This is a genomic window from Rhodococcus sp. YH3-3 (assembly GCF_001653035.1).
GTDB lineage: Bacteria > Actinomycetota > Actinomycetes > Mycobacteriales > Mycobacteriaceae > Rhodococcus_F > Rhodococcus_F qingshengii.
Genome location: NZ_BCWH01000002.1, coordinates 210,173 through 228,285, shown reverse-complemented (window position 1 = coordinate 228,285; position 18,113 = coordinate 210,173). Strand labels below are relative to the sequence as shown.

At 61.6% G+C, this 18,113-nt stretch carries 14 protein-coding genes; 6 read left to right on the top strand and 8 right to left on the bottom strand.

The annotated features are described in order from the left end of the window. Positions 1–6 precede the first annotated feature (6 nt). Entirely contained in the window at positions 7–1,428 is a 1,422-nt protein-coding gene (locus tag YH3_RS13705; protein WP_047269369.1) for a DUF2252 domain-containing protein, read from the top strand. Between the two features lie 4 nt (positions 1,429–1,432). Here YH3_RS13705 and YH3_RS13700 read toward each other — a convergent pair whose 3' ends face one another. After that, on the bottom strand, positions 1,433–1,690 hold the full coding sequence (locus YH3_RS13700) for a WhiB family transcriptional regulator (protein ID WP_003943196.1): 258 nt from the start codon (positions 1,688–1,690) through the stop codon (positions 1,433–1,435). Between the two features lie 19 nt (positions 1,691–1,709). Continuing rightward, positions 1,710–2,240 (bottom strand): HNH endonuclease, encoded by a 531-nt coding sequence (locus YH3_RS13695; RefSeq protein ID WP_099697175.1) that lies wholly within the window; start codon positions 2,238–2,240, stop codon positions 1,710–1,712. 335 nt (positions 2,241–2,575) lie between these two features. Here YH3_RS13695 and YH3_RS13690 point away from each other — a divergent pair, with 335 nt between their 5' ends. Beyond that, complete coding sequence (locus tag YH3_RS13690) at positions 2,576–3,586, top strand: low specificity L-threonine aldolase (protein ID WP_064443589.1); 1,011 nt, start codon at positions 2,576–2,578, stop codon at positions 3,584–3,586. A gap of 1 nt (position 3,587) precedes the next feature. Here YH3_RS13690 and YH3_RS13685 read toward each other — a convergent pair whose 3' ends face one another. Then, on the bottom strand, positions 3,588–4,442 hold the full coding sequence (locus tag YH3_RS13685; RefSeq protein ID WP_064443588.1) for an LLM class flavin-dependent oxidoreductase: 855 nt from the start codon (positions 4,440–4,442) through the stop codon (positions 3,588–3,590). Beyond that, positions 4,439–5,302: a patatin-like phospholipase family protein gene (locus tag YH3_RS13680; protein WP_047269365.1), complete on the bottom strand. Its 864-nt coding sequence runs from the start codon at positions 5,300–5,302 to the stop codon at positions 4,439–4,441. Before YH3_RS13680 ends, YH3_RS13685 begins: the two co-directional genes overlap by 4 nt. A 54-nt stretch (positions 5,303–5,356) precedes the next feature. Here YH3_RS13680 and YH3_RS13675 point away from each other — a divergent pair, with 54 nt between their 5' ends. Together YH3_RS13675 and YH3_RS13670 are read left to right on the top strand one after the other, a co-directional pair. Beyond that, positions 5,357–7,042 carry a dihydroxyacetone kinase family protein gene (locus YH3_RS13675; RefSeq protein WP_064443587.1) on the top strand — a complete coding sequence of 562 codons (1,686 nt, stop codon included), beginning with the start codon at positions 5,357–5,359 and terminating at the stop codon, positions 7,040–7,042. A gap of 101 nt (positions 7,043–7,143) precedes the next feature. Further along, positions 7,144–8,766, top strand: a complete 1,623-nt coding sequence (locus YH3_RS13670) for a long-chain fatty acid--CoA ligase (RefSeq protein WP_003943212.1) — start codon at positions 7,144–7,146, stop codon at positions 8,764–8,766. Positions 8,767–8,852: 86 nt separating this feature from the next. On the opposite strand, the gene YH3_RS13665 is transcribed toward YH3_RS13670, so the two are convergent. From YH3_RS13665 to YH3_RS13655, 3 genes are read right to left on the bottom strand one after another with little or no spacing between them, the layout of a single operon-like run. Next, on the bottom strand, positions 8,853–9,479 hold the full coding sequence (locus tag YH3_RS13665) for a TetR/AcrR family transcriptional regulator (protein ID WP_064443586.1): 627 nt from the start codon (positions 9,477–9,479) through the stop codon (positions 8,853–8,855). A gap of 13 nt (positions 9,480–9,492) precedes the next feature. Further along, positions 9,493–10,254, bottom strand: a complete 762-nt coding sequence (locus YH3_RS13660) for a 3-hydroxyacyl-CoA dehydrogenase (protein WP_003942978.1) — start codon at positions 10,252–10,254, stop codon at positions 9,493–9,495. A 28-nt stretch (positions 10,255–10,282) separates the two neighbouring features. Next, positions 10,283–11,476, bottom strand: a complete 1,194-nt coding sequence (locus YH3_RS13655) for an acetyl-CoA C-acyltransferase (RefSeq protein WP_030536138.1) — start codon at positions 11,474–11,476, stop codon at positions 10,283–10,285. A 368-nt stretch (positions 11,477–11,844) separates the two neighbouring features. On the opposite strand from YH3_RS13655, the gene lanKC reads away from it, so the two are divergent. Then, entirely contained in the window at positions 11,845–14,427 is a 2,583-nt protein-coding gene (gene lanKC / locus YH3_RS13650) for a class III lanthionine synthetase LanKC (protein WP_064443585.1), read from the top strand. Positions 14,428–15,097: 670 nt separating this feature from the next. Here the strand turns inward: lanKC and YH3_RS13645 are convergent. Continuing rightward, complete coding sequence (locus YH3_RS13645; protein ID WP_064443584.1) at positions 15,098–15,721, bottom strand: hypothetical protein; 624 nt, start codon at positions 15,719–15,721, stop codon at positions 15,098–15,100. Positions 15,722–16,824: 1,103 nt separating this feature from the next. Between YH3_RS13645 and YH3_RS13635 the strand changes: the two genes are divergently transcribed. After that, positions 16,825–18,063, top strand: coding sequence for an HNH endonuclease signature motif containing protein (locus tag YH3_RS13635; protein WP_064443582.1), 1,239 nt, complete (start codon positions 16,825–16,827; stop codon positions 18,061–18,063). Positions 18,064–18,113 lie beyond the last annotated feature (50 nt).

The following is an 18,113-nucleotide window of genomic DNA, read 5'->3' as shown; positions in this document are numbered from 1 at the left end:
CCCGACATGGACCCGCTGAACAGGCCTGCCGGTCAGCTGGCTCTCGAGAACGAACCGGACGGCAGGGCGACTTTGCGGGCGCGTCAGACGCCCCGCAGTGAGCGTCGCAAGATCGGGAAAGGCCTGCGCAAGCGAGTGGCGCGATCGTCGCTCGGCGACTGGACGCCCCCATCCGATCGACGTGACCCGGTCGATCAGGTCAACACGGCACACGAGGGAAGACTCGACTGGTTGGTTCCGATCCGTGTGGGGCGAATGGTCGCTTCGCCATACGGATTCCTGCGCGGTACCGCCGGATTGATGGCAGAGGACATGGCGCAGCTGCCGTCCACCGGCATCACTCCCGTCATCTGTGGAGATGCGCACGTCGGAAACTTCGGGTTCTACGGATCTCCGGAACGCGAACTTGTCATAGACCTCAACGATTTCGACGAAGCACATCCCGGCCCCTGGGAATGGGATCTACGAAGGCTGGCTGCGAGCATCTGGGTGGCCGGTCGGCAGAACGGTCTCACCGAAGCTCAATGCGAAACAGCAACAACCTCGTGTGTGTCCGCGTATCGCCTCCACTTGGCGAAGCTCTCCGAGCGTCCGCTGTTCGATCGCTCCTTCGACCGGGTCGATCTCGACGGACTCACCGACCACGTCACCGATCCTGGGTTGCTGGCCGAGATCAGGCGCGCCGCGGAGCGCGCCCGGCGGCGTACGAGTGACCATGCGGTGCCGCGGTTCACCGTCGAGGATCACGGACGGCGCCAGTTGGTCGAGAACCCGCCGCTCACAACACGACTCACGCCGCAGGACACCGACTTCCTCCTGGAGGGTCTGGACGAGTATCTCGAAACCCTTGCACCACACTGGCGCCGAGTCGTCTCGGGATACAACGTCATCGACGTCGCGCACCGGGTTGTCGGAGTCGGGAGTGTCGCTCTGCGCGCCTATGTGGCCCTGTGCGAAGGGAGCATCCCGGACGACGTCATCTTCTTGCAGCTCAAGCAGGCTCGCCGATCCGTCGTTGCACCCTTCGTGCACGGTGACTCGGCCTGGCACGACCATCAAGGACGACGCGTCGCGGAATACCAGCAGGCTCTCCAGACAGTCAGCGATCCACTGCTCGGGTGGTGCACCGTGGACGACCGCCAGTACTACGTCCGTCAGTTCCGGAACATGAAAGGTTCTGTGGACCTGAACAATATCGATGCAGCGGCCTTGACCGACTATGTCGCGATCTGCGGTCGCCTACTGGCCAAGGGACACGCACGAACCAGTGGCGCGTCACTGATTTCCGGTTACCTGGGAACCTCGGACGCGGTCGATACCGCCCTCACCCGGTTTGCTCGGCTCTACGCCGATCAAACCGAACGTGACCACGACGCTCTGTGCCGGGCGGTATCGGCCGGTACGATCGCCGCGGAGCCGGGAATCTGATCCCTCACGCCGCGACGATCCTGCCCTGCTCGAACTTCACTCCTCCCCAGATTCCGGTCTGGCCAGTGGCAGAGGCGAATTCGCGACACGATTCCGCAATCGGGCACCTGTTGCACACGTCGGTCGCGTAGTCGTATCCCTCGGACGGAAAGGGAAACCACCGGTCCGGCTCGGGGTCTCCTCGGCATTCCGCCTGCCACCACGTCCGGTCGTCCGAGATCGGCAAAAGCTCAGCCAAATTGGAGATTTCGTCAGCGCACATCACTGGCTCCCTTCGACTGTCACGTCCGACTCAATTCACGCCAGATCTCCTGCTGCACTTTCTCGATGCGCCGAGGTGCCTTCGGCTCCCACAGCAGCCGCATACCGGCCTCGGCCGGAGTGCGATCCGCCTTGCGCTGATTGCAGGAACTGCAGCACGCCACCAGATTTCCCCACGTGTTGGGCCCGTTACGGCTCCGCGGCTGGACATGGTCGATGGTCGTTGCCCGGGCGGCGCAGTACGCACATTGACGACCGTCCCGGTCGAAGACACCGGCAAAAGTGGCCCGACTGGAATCGGTGACCGTCACCCGGTGAGCAACGTACACGTACTCGGCGAGCAGGATCGTCCTCGGAAGTGGGATTTCGACGTGCTTGGAGCGCACCGGAAATATCGGGGTCACGTCTTCGGTGGACTGCGCGGAGCCGGTGGCGATCAGGACGACCGCACGATCGGCGCTCACTTCACCGAGGTACTCGTACGTGGCGTTGAGTACCCGGACGGGGCGGTTCATCCAACTGTGAGCAAGTGCGCGGTTCGGGTTCCGCATGAGAGTTCTCAGTTCGTGTCGAGGAGTGAAACTCCTGGACACGAAGACGGGTCAGGAGCAAATGCAAGAAATGGGGAACGGCATATATCCAGCGCCGCTCTGTTCCCCGAATGCGGGATGGGAAATACCGCGGGGTGAGTGCCCGCGCAGGTGCAACGCTTGCTTCCAGTCGCGCATGCCTGTCCCCTACCACTTCTTGTTCTCGTCACCGGCGATTGCCGGCGCTCATCATCACACGGAAGGCATCCTCAGCGATATCGATTTATCAGGCCGGAAGAGCCGTCCTGGAAATACCGCGGTTTGACGCCGGAACACGCGGCTTGATCGAATGAGCCATGACTTCGTCGTACATCGACCTACGCTCGGACACCGTCACCAAGCCTGATGCGGAGATGCGGAAGGCGATGGCCGACGCCGAGGTCGGTGACGACGTCCTCGATCACGACCCGACCATGGCGGCGCTCGAGGAAGAGGTGGCGCACACTCTGGGTTTACCGGCGGCACTGTGGGTGCCGAGCGGATCGATGGGCAACCTGATTGCGCTGATGCTGCACCTTCACCGCGGCGATCAGTTCCTGGCACCGGAACACTCTCACGTCTTGGGCTCCGAATTGGGCACCGCTGCCTGGCTCGCCCAGGGAATGCCGATGGCGTTGCCGCACGACGGCGGACCCGGACGTCCCACCCCCGAGACTGTCGTGAAGGCGGCGGGCTCCCCCGGCCCGTACTTCGCGTTGAACACCACGCTGCTCTGTCTCGAGAACACTCATAACTTCGCCGGCGGTGCCGTCATGAATCCGACCGAATGGACGAAGCTGGTCGGCGCAGCGCGATCACGCGGCTTGAAGATTCACCTCGACGGCGCCCGTCTCTGGAATGCCGCTGTTGCACTCGATGTTTCGCCCACCGAATTGACTTCCGGCGCCGATACCGTTCAGGTGTGCCTGAGTAAGGGACTCGGTGCGCCGGTCGGCTCGATACTCGCCGCATCACCCGAATTGATCACCGAAGCCCGAAGGATCCGCAAGATGCTCGGCGGCGGCGTTCGTCAGGGCGGAGTGCTGGCCGCAGCCGGCATCGTCGCGTTGCGCTCACAAGCTCGCCTCTCCGACGATCACGACAACGCGCAGCGCCTCGCGTCGGGGCTTCGTGAACGCGGTTGGGCCGTCGACGAACCTGCCACCAACATCGTTCTGGCCGCGACAGCCGATCCGTCGGTCACCGTTGCTCAGCTCGCCGCTGTCGATGTCGGCGCGGTCACCGTTGCCGGGAAGGTTCGGTTCGTGACACATCGCGACGTGAGCACTGCCGACATCGACGCGGTTCTGTCCAGAGTAACCTTCTGAACTACGCCACCAGGGGTTGAACCTCCTGCGCGACAAAGCGAATGAACTCGCGGACATCCGGCTCGTCAACAGTCGGTTGGAGTACCACGGTGGTTGCACCTGCTGCAACCCATCGCCGTGTTGCTGCCGCGACTTCGGCCGCGTTGCCCACGGCAATCGCATCCTCCGGCGACTCGCTACCGGACGCTGCGGGCTCGGCAAGGGCGCGCTCACGACCGCCGGAACCGAAAGCACAGATGACGTAGACGACGACCTCGTGATCCGACGCCCCGATGTGAGCGATCGCCCGACGCACGCCGTCCGGGGTCGTCCCACCCGAGAGCACGGTGCCCTGCGCCAACTCGCCACTGAGCGCCAAAGTCTTTGGCCCCGTAGCGCCGACGAGCAACTGCGGCACCGTCTCCGGTGGCCACGCCAGCGTGACGTCCGTGAGATTCACGTATCGACCGGACACCGTCACCGACTCACCGCCCAGTAGCCGCTCGACTGCTCCGAACTGCTCCCGCAGGAGGGTCAACGGCGATTCGGCTTTGGCCCCGATCTGCCGCATCCAACTCTGAACGCCGTGACCGAAGCCAACCCGTAGTCGATCCGGATGAACTCTGGCCAGCGCTGAAATCTCCATCGCCGTGATCGCGGTGTTGCGCATCGGGGTCGGCAGCACACCGATCGCCACACCCACGCGATCGGTCTCAGCCAATACAGTTGCAGCAGTGGCTATTCCTCCGCCGAAGAAGCAGTCTTCCCACAACCAGACCTCGTCGATACCGACTTCGTCTGCATACCTGGCATGTCGAACCAGATCTTCCGGAGATTGCTCCGGGCGCACGACGACGGCAATCCGTGCGGCGCTCATGCCGTCACCAGAAACGCAGCGATCTCGTCAGCTGTTCGGCGACCCTGTTCGCGGCCGAGTTCGGCTGCGGGGCGCCTGGTTGTCGGTGAAAGCGAGTTCGTTCCGATCGCTTCGACGACGGCGTCGTCGGCGAAGACAGGCAGCACGGGCAAGGGCGTCATCACGTCGATTTCCTCTCGTAGACTGCCGCCCAGAAGATTCGGGGCGGGGTCGGCTGCGGGTGAAAGAACCACGACCACATCGCAGTCGGCAGCCAGATGAACATTCGAGCCACTCGCCATTCCGCCGTCCATGTACCGCTCGCCCTCGATCACGACTACCGGCCACACCCCTGGTACGGCGCAACTTGCTCCGACTGCGTCGATCAGTTCTACGCCGTCAGCGTTGCCGAACACCCTCAACTCACCGGTCTGTGCGTTGATCGCCGGGATGCGCAACTCCCGGTCGGGCCACAACCGATTGGGCAGCCTCGCCTCGATGACCGCGCGACGCACGGCAGGTTCGACGGTATCGGCTCTCATCGCTGCTTCGCCGAGCAAACGGAGCTGCTCGGCCCGGTCCTGCGATCCTGCGATCGCGTCGACGAACATCTGACCGAGTACCTCGACATCGACCTTCGGGTCGATTTCGCCGGTCGCCTCCGCTGTTTGTGCGTCGAAAAGCTCTTGCAGTGTCACGCCGCTCGCTATCTGAGCGCTCACCGTGGAACCTGCGGAAGTGCCGATCAACACGTCCGCCGTCAGCAGCGCAGCGGCAGTGTCCGGTGATTTGTCCTGAAGGCCCAACAGAAAACCTGTTTCCCAGGCGATTCCCGCAACGCCGCCACCGGCAAGTACCAACCCCAATTTCACGCCGTCCACCTCTCGTCGATCGTGATCCGTGCCCGAAGTCGACGTTAGACCTACTCTGAAGTGATGTTCATGCGCAGCGCAAAGACATTTGTTCCCGACGCACTCCGTGGCTTGATCGCATCCACCGACGACATCGCGTGGAATCCCGACCCTGGGTACCTCACACGCGCAAGGCCACTTCCCCGCGGACGGGTCGCGCTCGTCTCCGGCGGCGGTTCAGGCCACGAACCCATGCACGCCGGATTCATCGGCGAAGGAATGCTCACAGCCGTCTGCCCCGGATTGGTCTTCAGCTCACCCAATGCACTTCAGATCCACGAGGGATCCAAGGCTGCCGACGCCGGCGGCGGCGTCCTTCACATCGTGAAGAACTACACCGGCGACGTGATGAACTTCGGTATCGCCCGAGAGTTGCTACGCGAGGACAAGATCGATACGGACGTCGTCCTGGTCGACGACGACGTCGCGACCGAACGCGCAGACGGCAGTGGCCCGGGGCGACGCGGTACTGCGGCAACCATCGTGGTGGAGAAGGTCTGCGGCGCATCCGCCGCCCGCGGCGACGACCTGGCCGAGGTGACCCGGATCGGACAACACGTCGCGCACTCCGCTCGGAGCATGGCCGTCGCCCTTCGCCCATGCACTTTGCCGGGGGCTGACGAGCCGTCGTTCGACTTGCCGGCGGGTCAGATGGAACTCGGTATCGGCATCCACGGCGAACGCGGCACAGAACGCCTGGACGCCCTGCCCGCACCGGAATTGGTGCGGCGGCTGACAGACCCGATCATCAAATCCCTGAGTCTCGCCGAAGGTGACCGCGTCATCGCCGTCGTCAACGGTCTCGGCGCCACCCACCCGCTGGAGTTGCAACTTCTGTTCGCTGAACTCGGAGATTATCTGGACGAACAGGGAATTCACATCGAGCGGACACTGATCGGAACCTTCGTCACTGCATTGAACATGGCAGGCGCGTCCATCACCCTTGTTCGCACAGACAAAGAAATCCTCGAATTATGGGACGCACCAACAAAAGCGCCCGCCTGGCCGAATGTTATAGCGCGTGAGTACACCGGCATGGGCACGCGCGAATCTTTCGGTCCCACATTCACACCCGACACCTCACGCACCGCCGAAAGCAGCTTCGTCGGAAGCTGGATTGCGGACTGGGCCGAGAAGGTACTGGATCAGGAACCGGCACTGACCGATCTCGACCGACGAGCGGGCGACGGCGATTTCGGGACAAACATGGTGGCCGCACTGGATCAACTCGACATCTCGGCGATCCGTGACACGTACTCCACCGCAACGATATTCGATGCAGTCTCACAGGCGTACCTCGGCCACGCCGGTGGCACCTCCGGCGCATTGTTCGGCATCTGGTTCCGGCATTTCTTCCGCGTTGCCGCAGACTCGGCGGACTCCGAACTCGACCTCGGCGCGATCGCGGCTGCAGCGCGAGCGGGACTCGACAACATCACCTCGCTCGGCGGCGCACGCGTCGGCGACAAGACGATGGTCGACGCGATAGTTCCGGCGGTCGAGTCGTTGGAGCAATCCGTGAGCTCGGAAGCCGATCGAGATGCTGCGCTGGCGAGCGCAGCGGAAGCCGCAGCGGCCGGGGCGGAGTCGACCGAAACCATGCTCGCGAACCGCGGACGTGCAAGTTATGTGGGCGAAGCCGCTCGCGGAGTAGTCGATCCGGGAGCGCTACTCATAGCGTGGTTCTTCGCCAGTGCAGTGGGTCACTAGCGAGCACTTCGGGGCTGTGACTAATCTGGCAGCCACAGCACATCGTTTGTGACGACCCGTGGGCAAAAGCACCGGTCTCACACACCACACAGGAGCAGCCCATGCTGAGCACCATGCAAGACGCCCCCCTCTCCATTGCTCAACTTCTCCGCCACGGTGCCTCCGTTCACGGCGCCTCCGAGGTTGTCACGTGGACCGAGTCCGGCCCGCGCCGTGTGTCCTACGCTGACGTCGGCAAGCGCTGTGCTCAGCTTGCGCACGCCCTGCGCGGGCTCGGCGTCGAGGGCGACGAGCGAGTCGCCACGTTCATGTGGAACAACTCCGAGCACCTCGAGGCGTACCTGGCGATCCCCTCGATGGGCGCTGTGCTCCACACCCTGAACATTCGTCTGTTCCCCGAGCAGTTGATCCATGTCGCCAATCACGCCGAGGACCGCGTGATCATCGTCGACCCGTCCCTGATTCCGCTTCTCTCTCCGCAGCTTCCGTCGCTGACCACCGTCAAACACATCGTCGTCACCGGCTCCTCCACTGCAGGACTCGAAGCTCCCGAGGGAGTGCAGGTTCACACCTACGAGGGCTTGATCGCCGATCAGCCCACCGAGTTCGACTGGCCCGAGGTCGACGAACTGAGCGCTGCCGCAATGTGTTACACGTCCGGCACCACGGGTGACCCCAAGGGCGTCGTCTACTCCCACCGTTCGATCTACCTGCACTCCATGCAGGTCTGCATGAGCGACGGCCCCAACCTCGCGCAGGGCGATCGTGCACTCGCCGTGGTGCCTCAGTTCCACGCCATGTCGTGGGGACTTCCCTACGCCGCATTCATGATCGGTGCTTCGCTGATCATGCCCGACCGCTTCCTCCAGCCTGCCCCGTTGGCTGCGATCATCGCCAGCGAGAAGCCGACGTTCGCCGCAGCCGTCCCCACCATCTGGCAGGGCCTGCACCTCTACCTCGAGCAGAACCCGCAGGACATCTCCTCGATGCGCGAGGTTCTGATCGGTGGGTCCGCGGTACCGCCCGCCCTCATGCACGCATTCGAAGCCGATCACAACGTCTCCGTCCTGCACGCCTGGGGCATGACCGAAACCTCCCCGCTCGGATCCGTTGCCCGTCCGCCGGCCGGTGTCACCGGCGACGCGATGTGGAAGTACCGCTACTCGCAGGGTCGATTCCCGGCATCCGTCGAGGCGCGTCTCATCGACGACGACGGCAAAGTTGTTGCACACGACGGAGTTTCCGTCGGCGAACTCGAAGTGCGCGGCCCTTGGATCACCGGGTCGTACTACGGCGTCGACGCGGAAGACAAGTTCAACGACGGCTGGCTCAAGACCGGCGACGTCGGATCCATCACGGCCGACGGCTTCCTGAGCCTGTCCGACCGCTCCAAGGACATCATCAAGTCCGGCGGCGAATGGATCTCCTCGGTCGACCTCGAGAACGCCGTCATGGGTCACCCCGACGTCACCGAAGCTGCCGTCATCGGCGTGCCGGACGAGAAGTGGGACGAGCGCCCGTTGGTTGCGGTTGTCCTTCGCGCCGGTTCCGAAACCACCATGTCCGAACTGCAACAGTACCTTTCGGACAAGGTTGCCAAGTGGCAGCTGCCCGAGAACTGGGCCGTGGTTCAGGAAGTCCCGAAGACGAGCGTCGGCAAGTTCGACAAGAAACGCCTTCGCGCCGACTACCACGAGGGCGGACTCGAAGTTACGCGACTCTGACACGGAGTGAATGTCGAAGTCTGAATACTGAAGGTGAGCAACAGGTTTTCGACCTGTTGCCCACCTTCGTTCACGAGCGAGGCACTTTACGGCCGATAGCCGACCGTGCGAAAAGCGATGTCGACGTACTTCTGCGCCAATTGCGACGGCGACATCGGACCGCCGGTCTGGAACCAACGCGGCAGTGACTGCGCCATACCGAGTATTGCCCGGACGGTCTCTTCGGTATCGGTGACCGCGAAATCTCCCGATGCCACACCGTCGTCGACGATCCTGCGCATCAGCAACTCGAGCCGCTTACGACTGGCGGCGTACCGACTTCGACTTTCCGGTGAGACATGCCGGATCTCGGTGTCCAACGCAGCGTGCCGCGACCGGTGGGTCATATAGAGAACAATCGCCTCCACCACCAAGGCGAAGCGTCGTACCGGATTTTCGCCGGCCTCCGCTTCTGCCGCTTCGGTTCTGGTATTCAGCTCACTCATCGAGATCTCGAACAAAGCGACGAGAACTGCCTCTTTGTTCGCGTGGTGATAGTAGAGCGCGGGAACGGTTACCCCGACACGATTGGCAATCTGGCGCACCGTCGTGCCGTGGTAACCGTTCTCGTCGAACAGCTCGAGCGAAGCCGTCAGGATGTCGGTCATCACCAGCGGCGGGAAGGACCTCCAGTCCACTGCCACCGAGCTCACCGACTCCACCTCGCCAGTCATGTGATAGCCGAAATTACCGCGGTGCCATACGGATTGCACCGTCGAGGCGGATCGTCTCACCATTGAGCATGGGGTTGGAAACGATGTGCGCAGCAAGCGCGCCGTACTCGCTGGGATCACCCAGGCGAGAGGGGTGAGGCACCTGCTGACCCAACGACGCCTGGGCTGCTTCGGGCAGTCCAGCCAGCAACGGGGTCTTGAACAAGCCGGGTGCAATGGTGTTGACGCGGATCAGCAGCGACGCGAGGTCACGGGCGATGGGAAGCGTCATACCGACGACGCCGCCCTTCGACGCGGAGTACGCAGCCTGCCCGATCTGGCCGTCATACGCTGCGACCGAAGCGGTGTTGATGATGACGCCGCGTTCACCGTCGATCGGCTCGGTCTTCGAAATACGTTCCGCAGCAAGACGAAGGACGTTGAAGGTGCCGATCAGATTGACGTCGATGACCTTCTTGAACGCGTCGAGCGGGAAAGCGCCCTTCTTGCTGACCGTCTTGACTGCGTTGCCGATTCCGGCGCAGTTGACTGCCACGCGCAGGGGTCCGAGGGACTCGGCCACGTCGAGTGCCGCGGTGACCGCAGCCTCGTCGGTGACGTCTGCAGCCGCGAAGCGGACCCGGTCGCCAAGTTCCTTGGCGATGGCTTCACCGTTGGACGACGGAAGGTCGATAATGACGACGCTGGCACCGTCGGCAAGAAGGGCTTTGGTCGTAGCCAGGCCGAGGCCGGATGCTCCACCGGTGACGACGGCGACGCTGTCGTTGACGATCATGAGAGTTCCTTTCGAAAGGTTATGTGTTTCAGATGCGTTCGATGATTGTGGCGTTGGCCATGCCGGCGCCCTCGCACATGGTCTGCAATCCGTAGCGTCCGCCGGTGGCCTCGAGGTGGTTGACCATCGTGGTCAGCAGACGAGTACCCGAGGACCCCAGGGCATGGCCGAGTGCAATCGCGCCGCCCCACGGGTTGAGCTTTGCCGGGTCGGCGCCGAACTCGTGAGCCCAGGCGAGTGGAACGGGAGCAAATGCCTCGTTGACCTCGTAGGTGTCGATGTCGTCGATGCTCAGACCCGCGCGAGCGAGCACCTTGTGGGTGGCTGGGATGGGTGCGGTGAGCATGAAGATCGGGTCATCGCCCGCAACGGAGAAGGAATGGAAACGAGCTCGCGGCGTCAGCCCTAGCTTCGACGCCATTTCTTCGCTCATGATCAGTGCTGCGGACGCGCCGTCGGTGAGCGGCGACGAGTTACCGGGAGTGATCGACCACTGCGCCTCGGGGAAGCGCTGCGCGTACTTCTCCGAGTAGAACGACGGCTTCAAACCGGCGAGTCCCTCGGCGGTAGTAGACGCGCGAACCGTCTCGTCGACGATATGCGAGACGGTCTCACCGGCGGCGTTGGTCACCGAGATCGGCAGAATCTCCTTGTCGAAGAGCCCCTTCGCCGCTGCCTCTGCTGCCCGCTGGTGGGACTGCGCGGAGAATGCGTCGAGAGCGTCGCGGTCAAGCTTCCACTTGGCGGCGATCAATTCTGCAGAGATTCCCTGGTTGACCAGGCCTTCGGGGTAGCGAGCCGCGACGCCCGGACCGGAAGCGTCCTTCCCCATCGTCGTGGTACCCATCGGGACACGACTCATGGATTCGACGCCTGCCGCGATCACGATGTCGTAGGCCCCGGCGATCACGCCCTGCGCCGCAAAGTGCGCAGCTTGCTGACTTGATCCGCACTGGCGATCAATCGTGGTGGCGGGTACCGACTCGGGGAACCCTGCCGACAGGACCGCGCTGCGGGTGATGTTGAGCGCCTGCTCACCGGCCTGGCCGACGCAACCGCCGATCACGTCGTCCACCAGGGCGGGGTCGAGGCCGTTTCGCGAGGTGATGGAACGCAGAACGTGGGCCATCAGTTCGACAGGGTGCGTCCCGGACAGTGCTCCGCCCGGCTTTCCCTTGCCGGACGCGATCCGGACTACATCGACGATCACTGCCTTGGTCATCTTCGTTCCCTTCGAGGACGTGCATTGCTGGGGCGGTCCGGCACCCGTGTTTCGTGGCGCCGGGTACCGGACCGAGATCGAGGGAGCACCCTGACTTAGCGCTCGCTAAAGAACTACCACCGACTTGATCCTCTCGTCAAGAGGGGGCCTCCGAACTCGAAACAAATGCGGCCGACTAAAAGCTGGGCGATCAGTGACCTCGCCTGGCCCACGCCATTCATTAGTACTTTCGAATGATAGGTTTTCAATCTTCGCCCGAAATGTCCGGAATCGGATAACCTTCCGCCACAAGCAATCCAAGCCACAGGGGATTCGGGGCGTGGCACCAATCGATGACAACCGCAGGGGGACTGACCGGGAGGTTTGGCGTGGACCTGCGATACGTTGCCTTCACGCGTGCCGACCCGCATTTCTACGACCGAATCAGAACGGTCACCCGACCAGATACATCAACTGACCAGCACTTTATCCCCGCGAAGTCGGTGGATTGGTCGCTCTGGCGGCGCGGTCCCCAAAGTGGACCGTGGAACTACTTCCAACCGCCCGACGGTCTGCTGCCAGAACAAGGATGGAAGATTCACTGCTCCGCTACCCGAGCCAACGCGCAGGAGCTGCTCGATACCGTTTCCGTGTATTGCGGTCACAATCATGTGCCGTTCAAATTTCTTCGGACGGCAGCAGACCTCATGTTGTCCAACAGCAAGCAGGCCAATCGAACTTCCAGCGGAAAATTCATCACGATCTATCCGGCGGATGGTGTTGCCACACAACGTGTCATCACCGAACTGGACAAGCTTGTCGCCGGTGCCGACGGGCCGTACATCCTCAGCGATGTGCGATGGAACCGGGGACCGCTCTACTTACGGTACGGCGCGTATCTGCCCATGCAGACCTACGATTCATTCGGCGATCGCGTCCCCGCAATTCGGCGTCCTGACGGATCGCTCGAACCCGATGTGCGCGGCACTTCCTTCAGAACTCCGGACTGGGTACAAATCCCGGACTTCGTTCGCGCGCAGCAAGACAAGCTGAAATCACATGACGAATTCCCCTATTCGATCAATGAAGCCCTGCACTTCAGCAACAGCGGGGGGATCTACTCCGCATTCGACGACGCCGGCATCGATCTGGTCATCAAAGAAGGCCGTCCCTTTACCGCCCCGGACGCAAACGGCCGGTACGCAATCGACCGCATCCGTAACGAGTACGACAAGTTGACTCACCTTGCCGACAACCCGTACACACCTTCTGCGATCAGCTTGTTCGAGCGCGAGGGACACCACTTCCTTGTCACCGAGCGCGCTGCCGGCACTCCCCTGAATCAGGAAGTTGCGCTCCGCCACCCACTGATACGCGCGGACCAGACACTCAGTTCCCGAACGGAATACAGAACCTGGGCACTCGACATTGCACAACAGTTGACTACCGCAGTCGAGAGCTTCCACAACGCCGGAATCGTTCATGCCGATCTTCACCCTGGCAACGTCATGTGCTCACCGTCCGGTATTCGGATCATCGACTTCGAGATGGCCCACAACATCGACGAGCATCCGCCCCGGTCCACCGGAGCCCCCGGATACACAGCACCTCGACAGTTGACAGGAATCGCGGCGGATCGATACTCGTTGGGCTGCATCGAGCTGGGACTCTTTGTTCCACTTACTACATTGTTCCCTCTCGATCGCAACAAGATTCCCGAACTCATCGACTATGCGGTGTCTCGATTCGATCTTCCCCGCGCCTTCGGTGCCTCGCTCTATTCGATGCTCGACGTACAGGCGCCGGCGCCGAAGAATCGCCCGCATCGTTGGGACACGTCGTCGAACGAAACCTTGCAACGCACGGCCGCTCTATTGCGCTGCGGCATCCTCGCCTCGCTTGATCTCGCCCGCGCTGATCGACTCTTTCCCGGCGACATCGCCCAGTTCGAGGTGAACGGCTACGGCATTGCGCACGGCTCGTGCGGAAACCTGCTCGCCGATGATCTTCCCACCGACACCTTGGAGTCAGTCCTGGAATGGACTGAACATCAGGTTGATTCGGATACGCAACCACAGTTCGGTTTCTTCGACGGGCTCGCGGGTGCGGTGCACACCTTTCGGCATCACGGGCGACATTCGACAGCCGACAGGTGGGTCGAGACTTTGCGTCGAGCCCCACTCGACGACATCGACTCCAGCCTTTTCAGCGGCCTTTCCGGAATCGGTTGCCTCCTACTCGAGGAATCGGTTTCACGACCGACTGTGTCACCCACTCTCGCTGTCGTGACCGAGACTCTGCGCGAACGAATTTCAGCTGCTCGCTTGCATGTCCGCGACGCCGGCGGAACACCTTGGGCAGTGGCCGGCCGAGGTGGGCTGATGCGGGGACCGAGCGGACAAGCACTGTTCTGGACTCGCCACTACGAACTGAGTGGTGATCCTCGATCGCTGGAACACGCACGCCAGCTCGTCGACATCGATCTGTCTGTGATGTCGATGTGCCCTGACGGGTCGATGCAGCTGAGAGAGGAGCGCCGGACGATGCCGTATCTCGGATCCGGGTCTGTCGGTGTGGGCCTGGTACTTCTACAACTTCTGCGCCATGTCGACGAACCGCGTTACGCAGCTGCGGTGCGTGCGATATCCCGCGCCGCCACAGTCGAATTCACTGCCCAAGCCGGACTACTCAACGGGCGAGCCGGGCTGATTCTGTTTCTCAGCGAACTCTCCAAGACTCCATACGCCGGCGCCGATTGTGAACAGACGCTTGCACAGCAGTTTCAGCTTCTGGGCTTGCACAGCCTCAATCACGCAGGAGGCCTGCACTTTCCAGGTGAACAGAACCTGAGACTCTCGACAGACTGGGCAACCGGATCCGCGGGAATACTGGCATTGCTCCGTCATGCCGGATTGCCAACTGTCCGACAGTCGTTTCCACTGATGTGCGTGTCGAACTGCCACATCTCCTAGTTGTTCGGAAAGTTATCACCCCGGAAGATTGGAGCACAGAAGCATCAGGCCAAAAACCTGAAATGGAATCAGCACCGCAAGACAATTCGATCGATCAAATCCATCGGTAAACATGCCGATCAACAAAGGAAATGACAATGGACGCTATTCTCTCCCTTCAAGATCTGTCAGTCGCCGCCGGCAACGTCGGAGACGCAGGCCAACTCGAGCAGAACGCGGCAATCAGTTCGCTCAGTTTCTTCTGCCTCTGACCTCAGGCCGATACCTCGGAGCAGGTCCGGGGTATCGGCTTTCGGAATCCGTGCGGATCATCAGACGAACAATATTGTTTCATCATGAGACGCATCCGCACTTCACCGAGCTGTATTCGCCGATGATGTGTGCGACCTGGCGGCAATGCCGAGGGTAGATCGCATGGTCACTGGCGACGATATTCCTACTGATCCTGACAGCCGCACTTTCGGGCTGGTTCGTTCAGCGTTGGGGCGAGAGTTGGGACTTCGGGGACATCTGCTCGCGCTGGTACGACGGGGGGTGGCGGTTGCCGCGCCGCCACCGCCTTGACCTTCACGACGCTTTTCGTACTCCTACTTCCCTTCGCCTCAGGAATGCTGGTCGGCGTCACCACATTCGCCCGAGACTTCGAGCGGAGGGTCTGGTGGTTTGAGTTTCAATAGCTGTCAACGACAAGATGAGGGAATCGGTACCATCCGCCCCCGATGTCTTCCAGCCGGAGCTGATTGAAGGTCTTGTCGGACACACCATCGGGTGCGTACACCCAGCCGGGATTGTCCAAGATGTCCAATCCATCTCGTGCGTCATAGAAATAGACGTGGCCTTCACTGCTGACGTTGGCATAGGAGATATCGAATCTGCCGATTCGTAGATCACGATGATACCCATCGGAATAGGGATCGTCAGGTTCTTGAAGTAGTTGCTGTGCAACGGTTTCGAAGTCTGCCCGATACTGATCGAAATGTGGCTGCCCCGCGGCCGCGATCCCGAGTGCGATCACCACGAGAACCGGAACAGCGACATCGGACCACAACCATCGGCGTCGCTGCCACCAGCACACTCCGAGCAGCACGATTGCAACACTCGCCGTGAGGACCCAGAGAACGACCGCACCGGCGATCGAGAGTGCACTATCCGCAGGTTCGGGCCAGGCGAGATGGCATTTCGCTGCGACATACATCGCCGACGCCGACGCTGCGATAAGTGCGTTTACCAAAACAACCCAACGAAGAGCACCGGACCTTCTCGTTGCCTGCGAGTTCGACACTGCCTGATCCATTCGATGAGAATAGCGAGCTGTTTGTCGCGGACTAGCAGTAACCACTTCCCCGATCTCACGATCGATTGTTTCTCGGCACGGAGAAAGTGTCCACGGTGCTATCTTTGCTGACTATGGGAGGCAGGGCTGCGAGGATGGTCGATTTGAACTACCGATGTCAGGAGAGCTCGGCGACTCCCAAAGTCGACAGGTCAATTTTGAGCACGGCTGGATTCGGTGGATCGCAGCAACCAATACCATCGTCACCCCATGATGACGTGACTGTTGCGGGCGAGTCGTGAAGATTCGATTATTACGAGCAAGCCAAGCGTCTTTAGCAATATCGCTGATCGCACTAACCTTGGTCTATTTGTTGGACGCATTTTCTTTGCGCCTCCAACATCAGCCCAGCTGGTGCATTGATCACTATGGAATCCCATCACGATTCAATTATCTCCTTCCCGGCCGGGCGGAGAGGGTAGCGGCAGGAATTACAGACTTCTGGGGATGGTTCCCTCCAGGCATAAGCTGTACATTCACTGATGCAGTGACCAAAGAAAGCGAAACGGTGGCACCGGCCGCGGACAGGTCGTACATCGTCGTCGTTCTTGTGGCGCTGATCATGATCTCGGCTGTCGGCGTATTGTTCGGCCGCCGGAAGCGCTGAAGATTGGTTTTGGCTCGGGACTGCAGATGCGCACTCGACACCAGACCGATGAGTAATAAATCGGTGTCCGTCGTGTCCGGCGCTTCCACCACTCGTCGATCTTCGCGAATCCACCAGCCTTGTTCGAGGGCATTTCTTGCGGGTCCTGGTGGTCTTCGTTCCCATCACGCTGGCGATGACACTCCTGGGCCTGGTGCTCGGCTGGACCCATGCGCTTGCCGGGGACAGGCGGCAACATGATCGACGCCGATTACACAATGTGCTGGGGCTCAGACAATTCCGACGTGATGCTGTTGTGCTCCGGGTTGATGGTGGCGCTCGCACTCGTCGGCGCACGTGGACGACGTCGGCGACCCACCTACAACCGAATGTCGGAAATGCCGAAATCGATTCGATAGCAGCAATTTTCGATCCACATCATCTTGTGTTCGAAACTTTGTTCGATTAGACTTTGAGTATGGACAGTCGGGAAGCGTGGCAGCTGGATGGCGAGGGCCTCAAGAGTGAGGTTCTGGATCTGGTGCGTGTCCGGCACGAGTTGCAGTCGCGGATGGTGTTGCTGATCGTGGAGATGTTTTCCCGGGACGTTCTCGGCGGGAAGGGTTTTCGGGCGATCGCGCAGTGGTTGCACGGGTCGACGAATCTGGAGATCGGTGAGTGCAGTCTGCTGGTCGGGTTGGCGCGGTTGTTGATGCTCGAACCCGTTGTGGGCGATGCGTTTCATCGTGGTGACGTGGATGCGTTGAAAGCCCGTCAGGTGGCGTCGTTTTGTCAGCATCCACCGAAGAACATGACCTCGGCGGATGTGGACAAGGCCCGCGGGATCTTGTTGGGGTTGGCGTCGAAGAACATCGCCGATTGTGATGCGGTGCGGGCAGCGATCCGGCGGATCGAGAAGCAGTACGGCAAGCGTGAGGACGGCGTTCCGGTCGGCGAGGATTCCGAACGTAACGAGTTCTACGCCTCGAAAGGCTTGTACGGCAGAGTGACTGTGAAGGGCGAACTGGATGCTGTGAACGGGGCACGGTTGATCACGTTGTTGTCGAGTCTGTCGGCGCCGACGCCGGAGAAGGACGGCGTGAAGGACACGCGTACTCCGGCGCTGCGGCGGGCGGACGGGTTCTGCGAGTTGTTGCGCCGGTACGAGCGGGCGGGGTTGGGACCGATCGAGGGCGGGGTGAAACCACACATCACGGTCACCGCCAGCGCAAAAGACATGACGGACCTGCAAGCGTTGAAGGACCTCCTGCCGTCCACCGAAGAACTCGGATTTGCGTGGGCGGATTGGGTGGGCCCGATCAGTATCGATACCGCGCGGATGTTGGCGTGCGACTGCACGGTCACGCGGATTTTGTTGGACGAGAATGGTGTTCCGCTCGAGTGCGGTAAGGAAGCGCGAACGGCGACGGTGCCGCAGCGGCGGGCGTTGGCGGTTCGTGATGGTGGGTGTGCGTTTCCGGGGTGCGGGACTCCGTCGGGGTGGTGCGATGCTCATCATATTGTTCACTGGGGTGATGGTGGCCCAACAGATCTCGACAACCTGGTTCTGTTGTGCGGTCATCACCATCGGACGCTGCACCACACGGAGTGGCGGGTGGAGATCGGCCCGGATCGAAAGACGGTGTTCTATCCACCGATGTCGATCGATCCGTATCAACAGCCGATCGGCGGGAACAGCCCACCCACAGCGGCGTGAATCGCGACAATCGAATACATCAGCACCGGGGACGAACCATGCCTCGGTGC

What these genes read in the sequence shown, in the direction of transcription:
- YH3_RS13695 (WP_099697175.1), bottom strand. Translation starts at nt 2,240, where the DNA reads ATGCGGAACCCGAACCGCGCACTTGCTCACAGTTGGATGAACCGCCCC.
- YH3_RS13675 (WP_064443587.1), top strand. Translation starts at nt 5,357, where the DNA reads ATGTTCATGCGCAGCGCAAAGACATTTGTTCCCGACGCACTCCGTGGC.
- YH3_RS13685 (WP_064443588.1), bottom strand. Translation starts at nt 4,442, where the DNA reads ATGAGCGCCGCACGGATTGCCGTCGTCGTGCGCCCGGAGCAATCTCCG.
- YH3_RS13670 (WP_003943212.1), top strand. Translation starts at nt 7,144, where the DNA reads ATGCTGAGCACCATGCAAGACGCCCCCCTCTCCATTGCTCAACTTCTC.
- YH3_RS13635 (WP_064443582.1), top strand. Translation starts at nt 16,825, where the DNA reads ATGGACAGTCGGGAAGCGTGGCAGCTGGATGGCGAGGGCCTCAAGAGT.
- YH3_RS13660 (WP_003942978.1), bottom strand. Translation starts at nt 10,254, where the DNA reads ATGATCGTCAACGACAGCGTCGCCGTCGTCACCGGTGGAGCATCCGGC.
- YH3_RS13700 (WP_003943196.1), bottom strand. Translation starts at nt 1,690, where the DNA reads ATGTGCGCTGACGAAATCTCCAATTTGGCTGAGCTTTTGCCGATCTCG.
- YH3_RS13705 (WP_047269369.1), top strand. Translation starts at nt 7, where the DNA reads ATGGACCCGCTGAACAGGCCTGCCGGTCAGCTGGCTCTCGAGAACGAA.
- YH3_RS13690 (WP_064443589.1), top strand. Translation starts at nt 2,576, where the DNA reads ATGACTTCGTCGTACATCGACCTACGCTCGGACACCGTCACCAAGCCT.
- YH3_RS13645 (WP_064443584.1), bottom strand. Translation starts at nt 15,721, where the DNA reads ATGGATCAGGCAGTGTCGAACTCGCAGGCAACGAGAAGGTCCGGTGCT.
- YH3_RS13655 (WP_030536138.1), bottom strand. Translation starts at nt 11,476, where the DNA reads ATGACCAAGGCAGTGATCGTCGATGTAGTCCGGATCGCGTCCGGCAAG.
- YH3_RS13665 (WP_064443586.1), bottom strand. Translation starts at nt 9,479, where the DNA reads ATGACTGGCGAGGTGGAGTCGGTGAGCTCGGTGGCAGTGGACTGGAGG.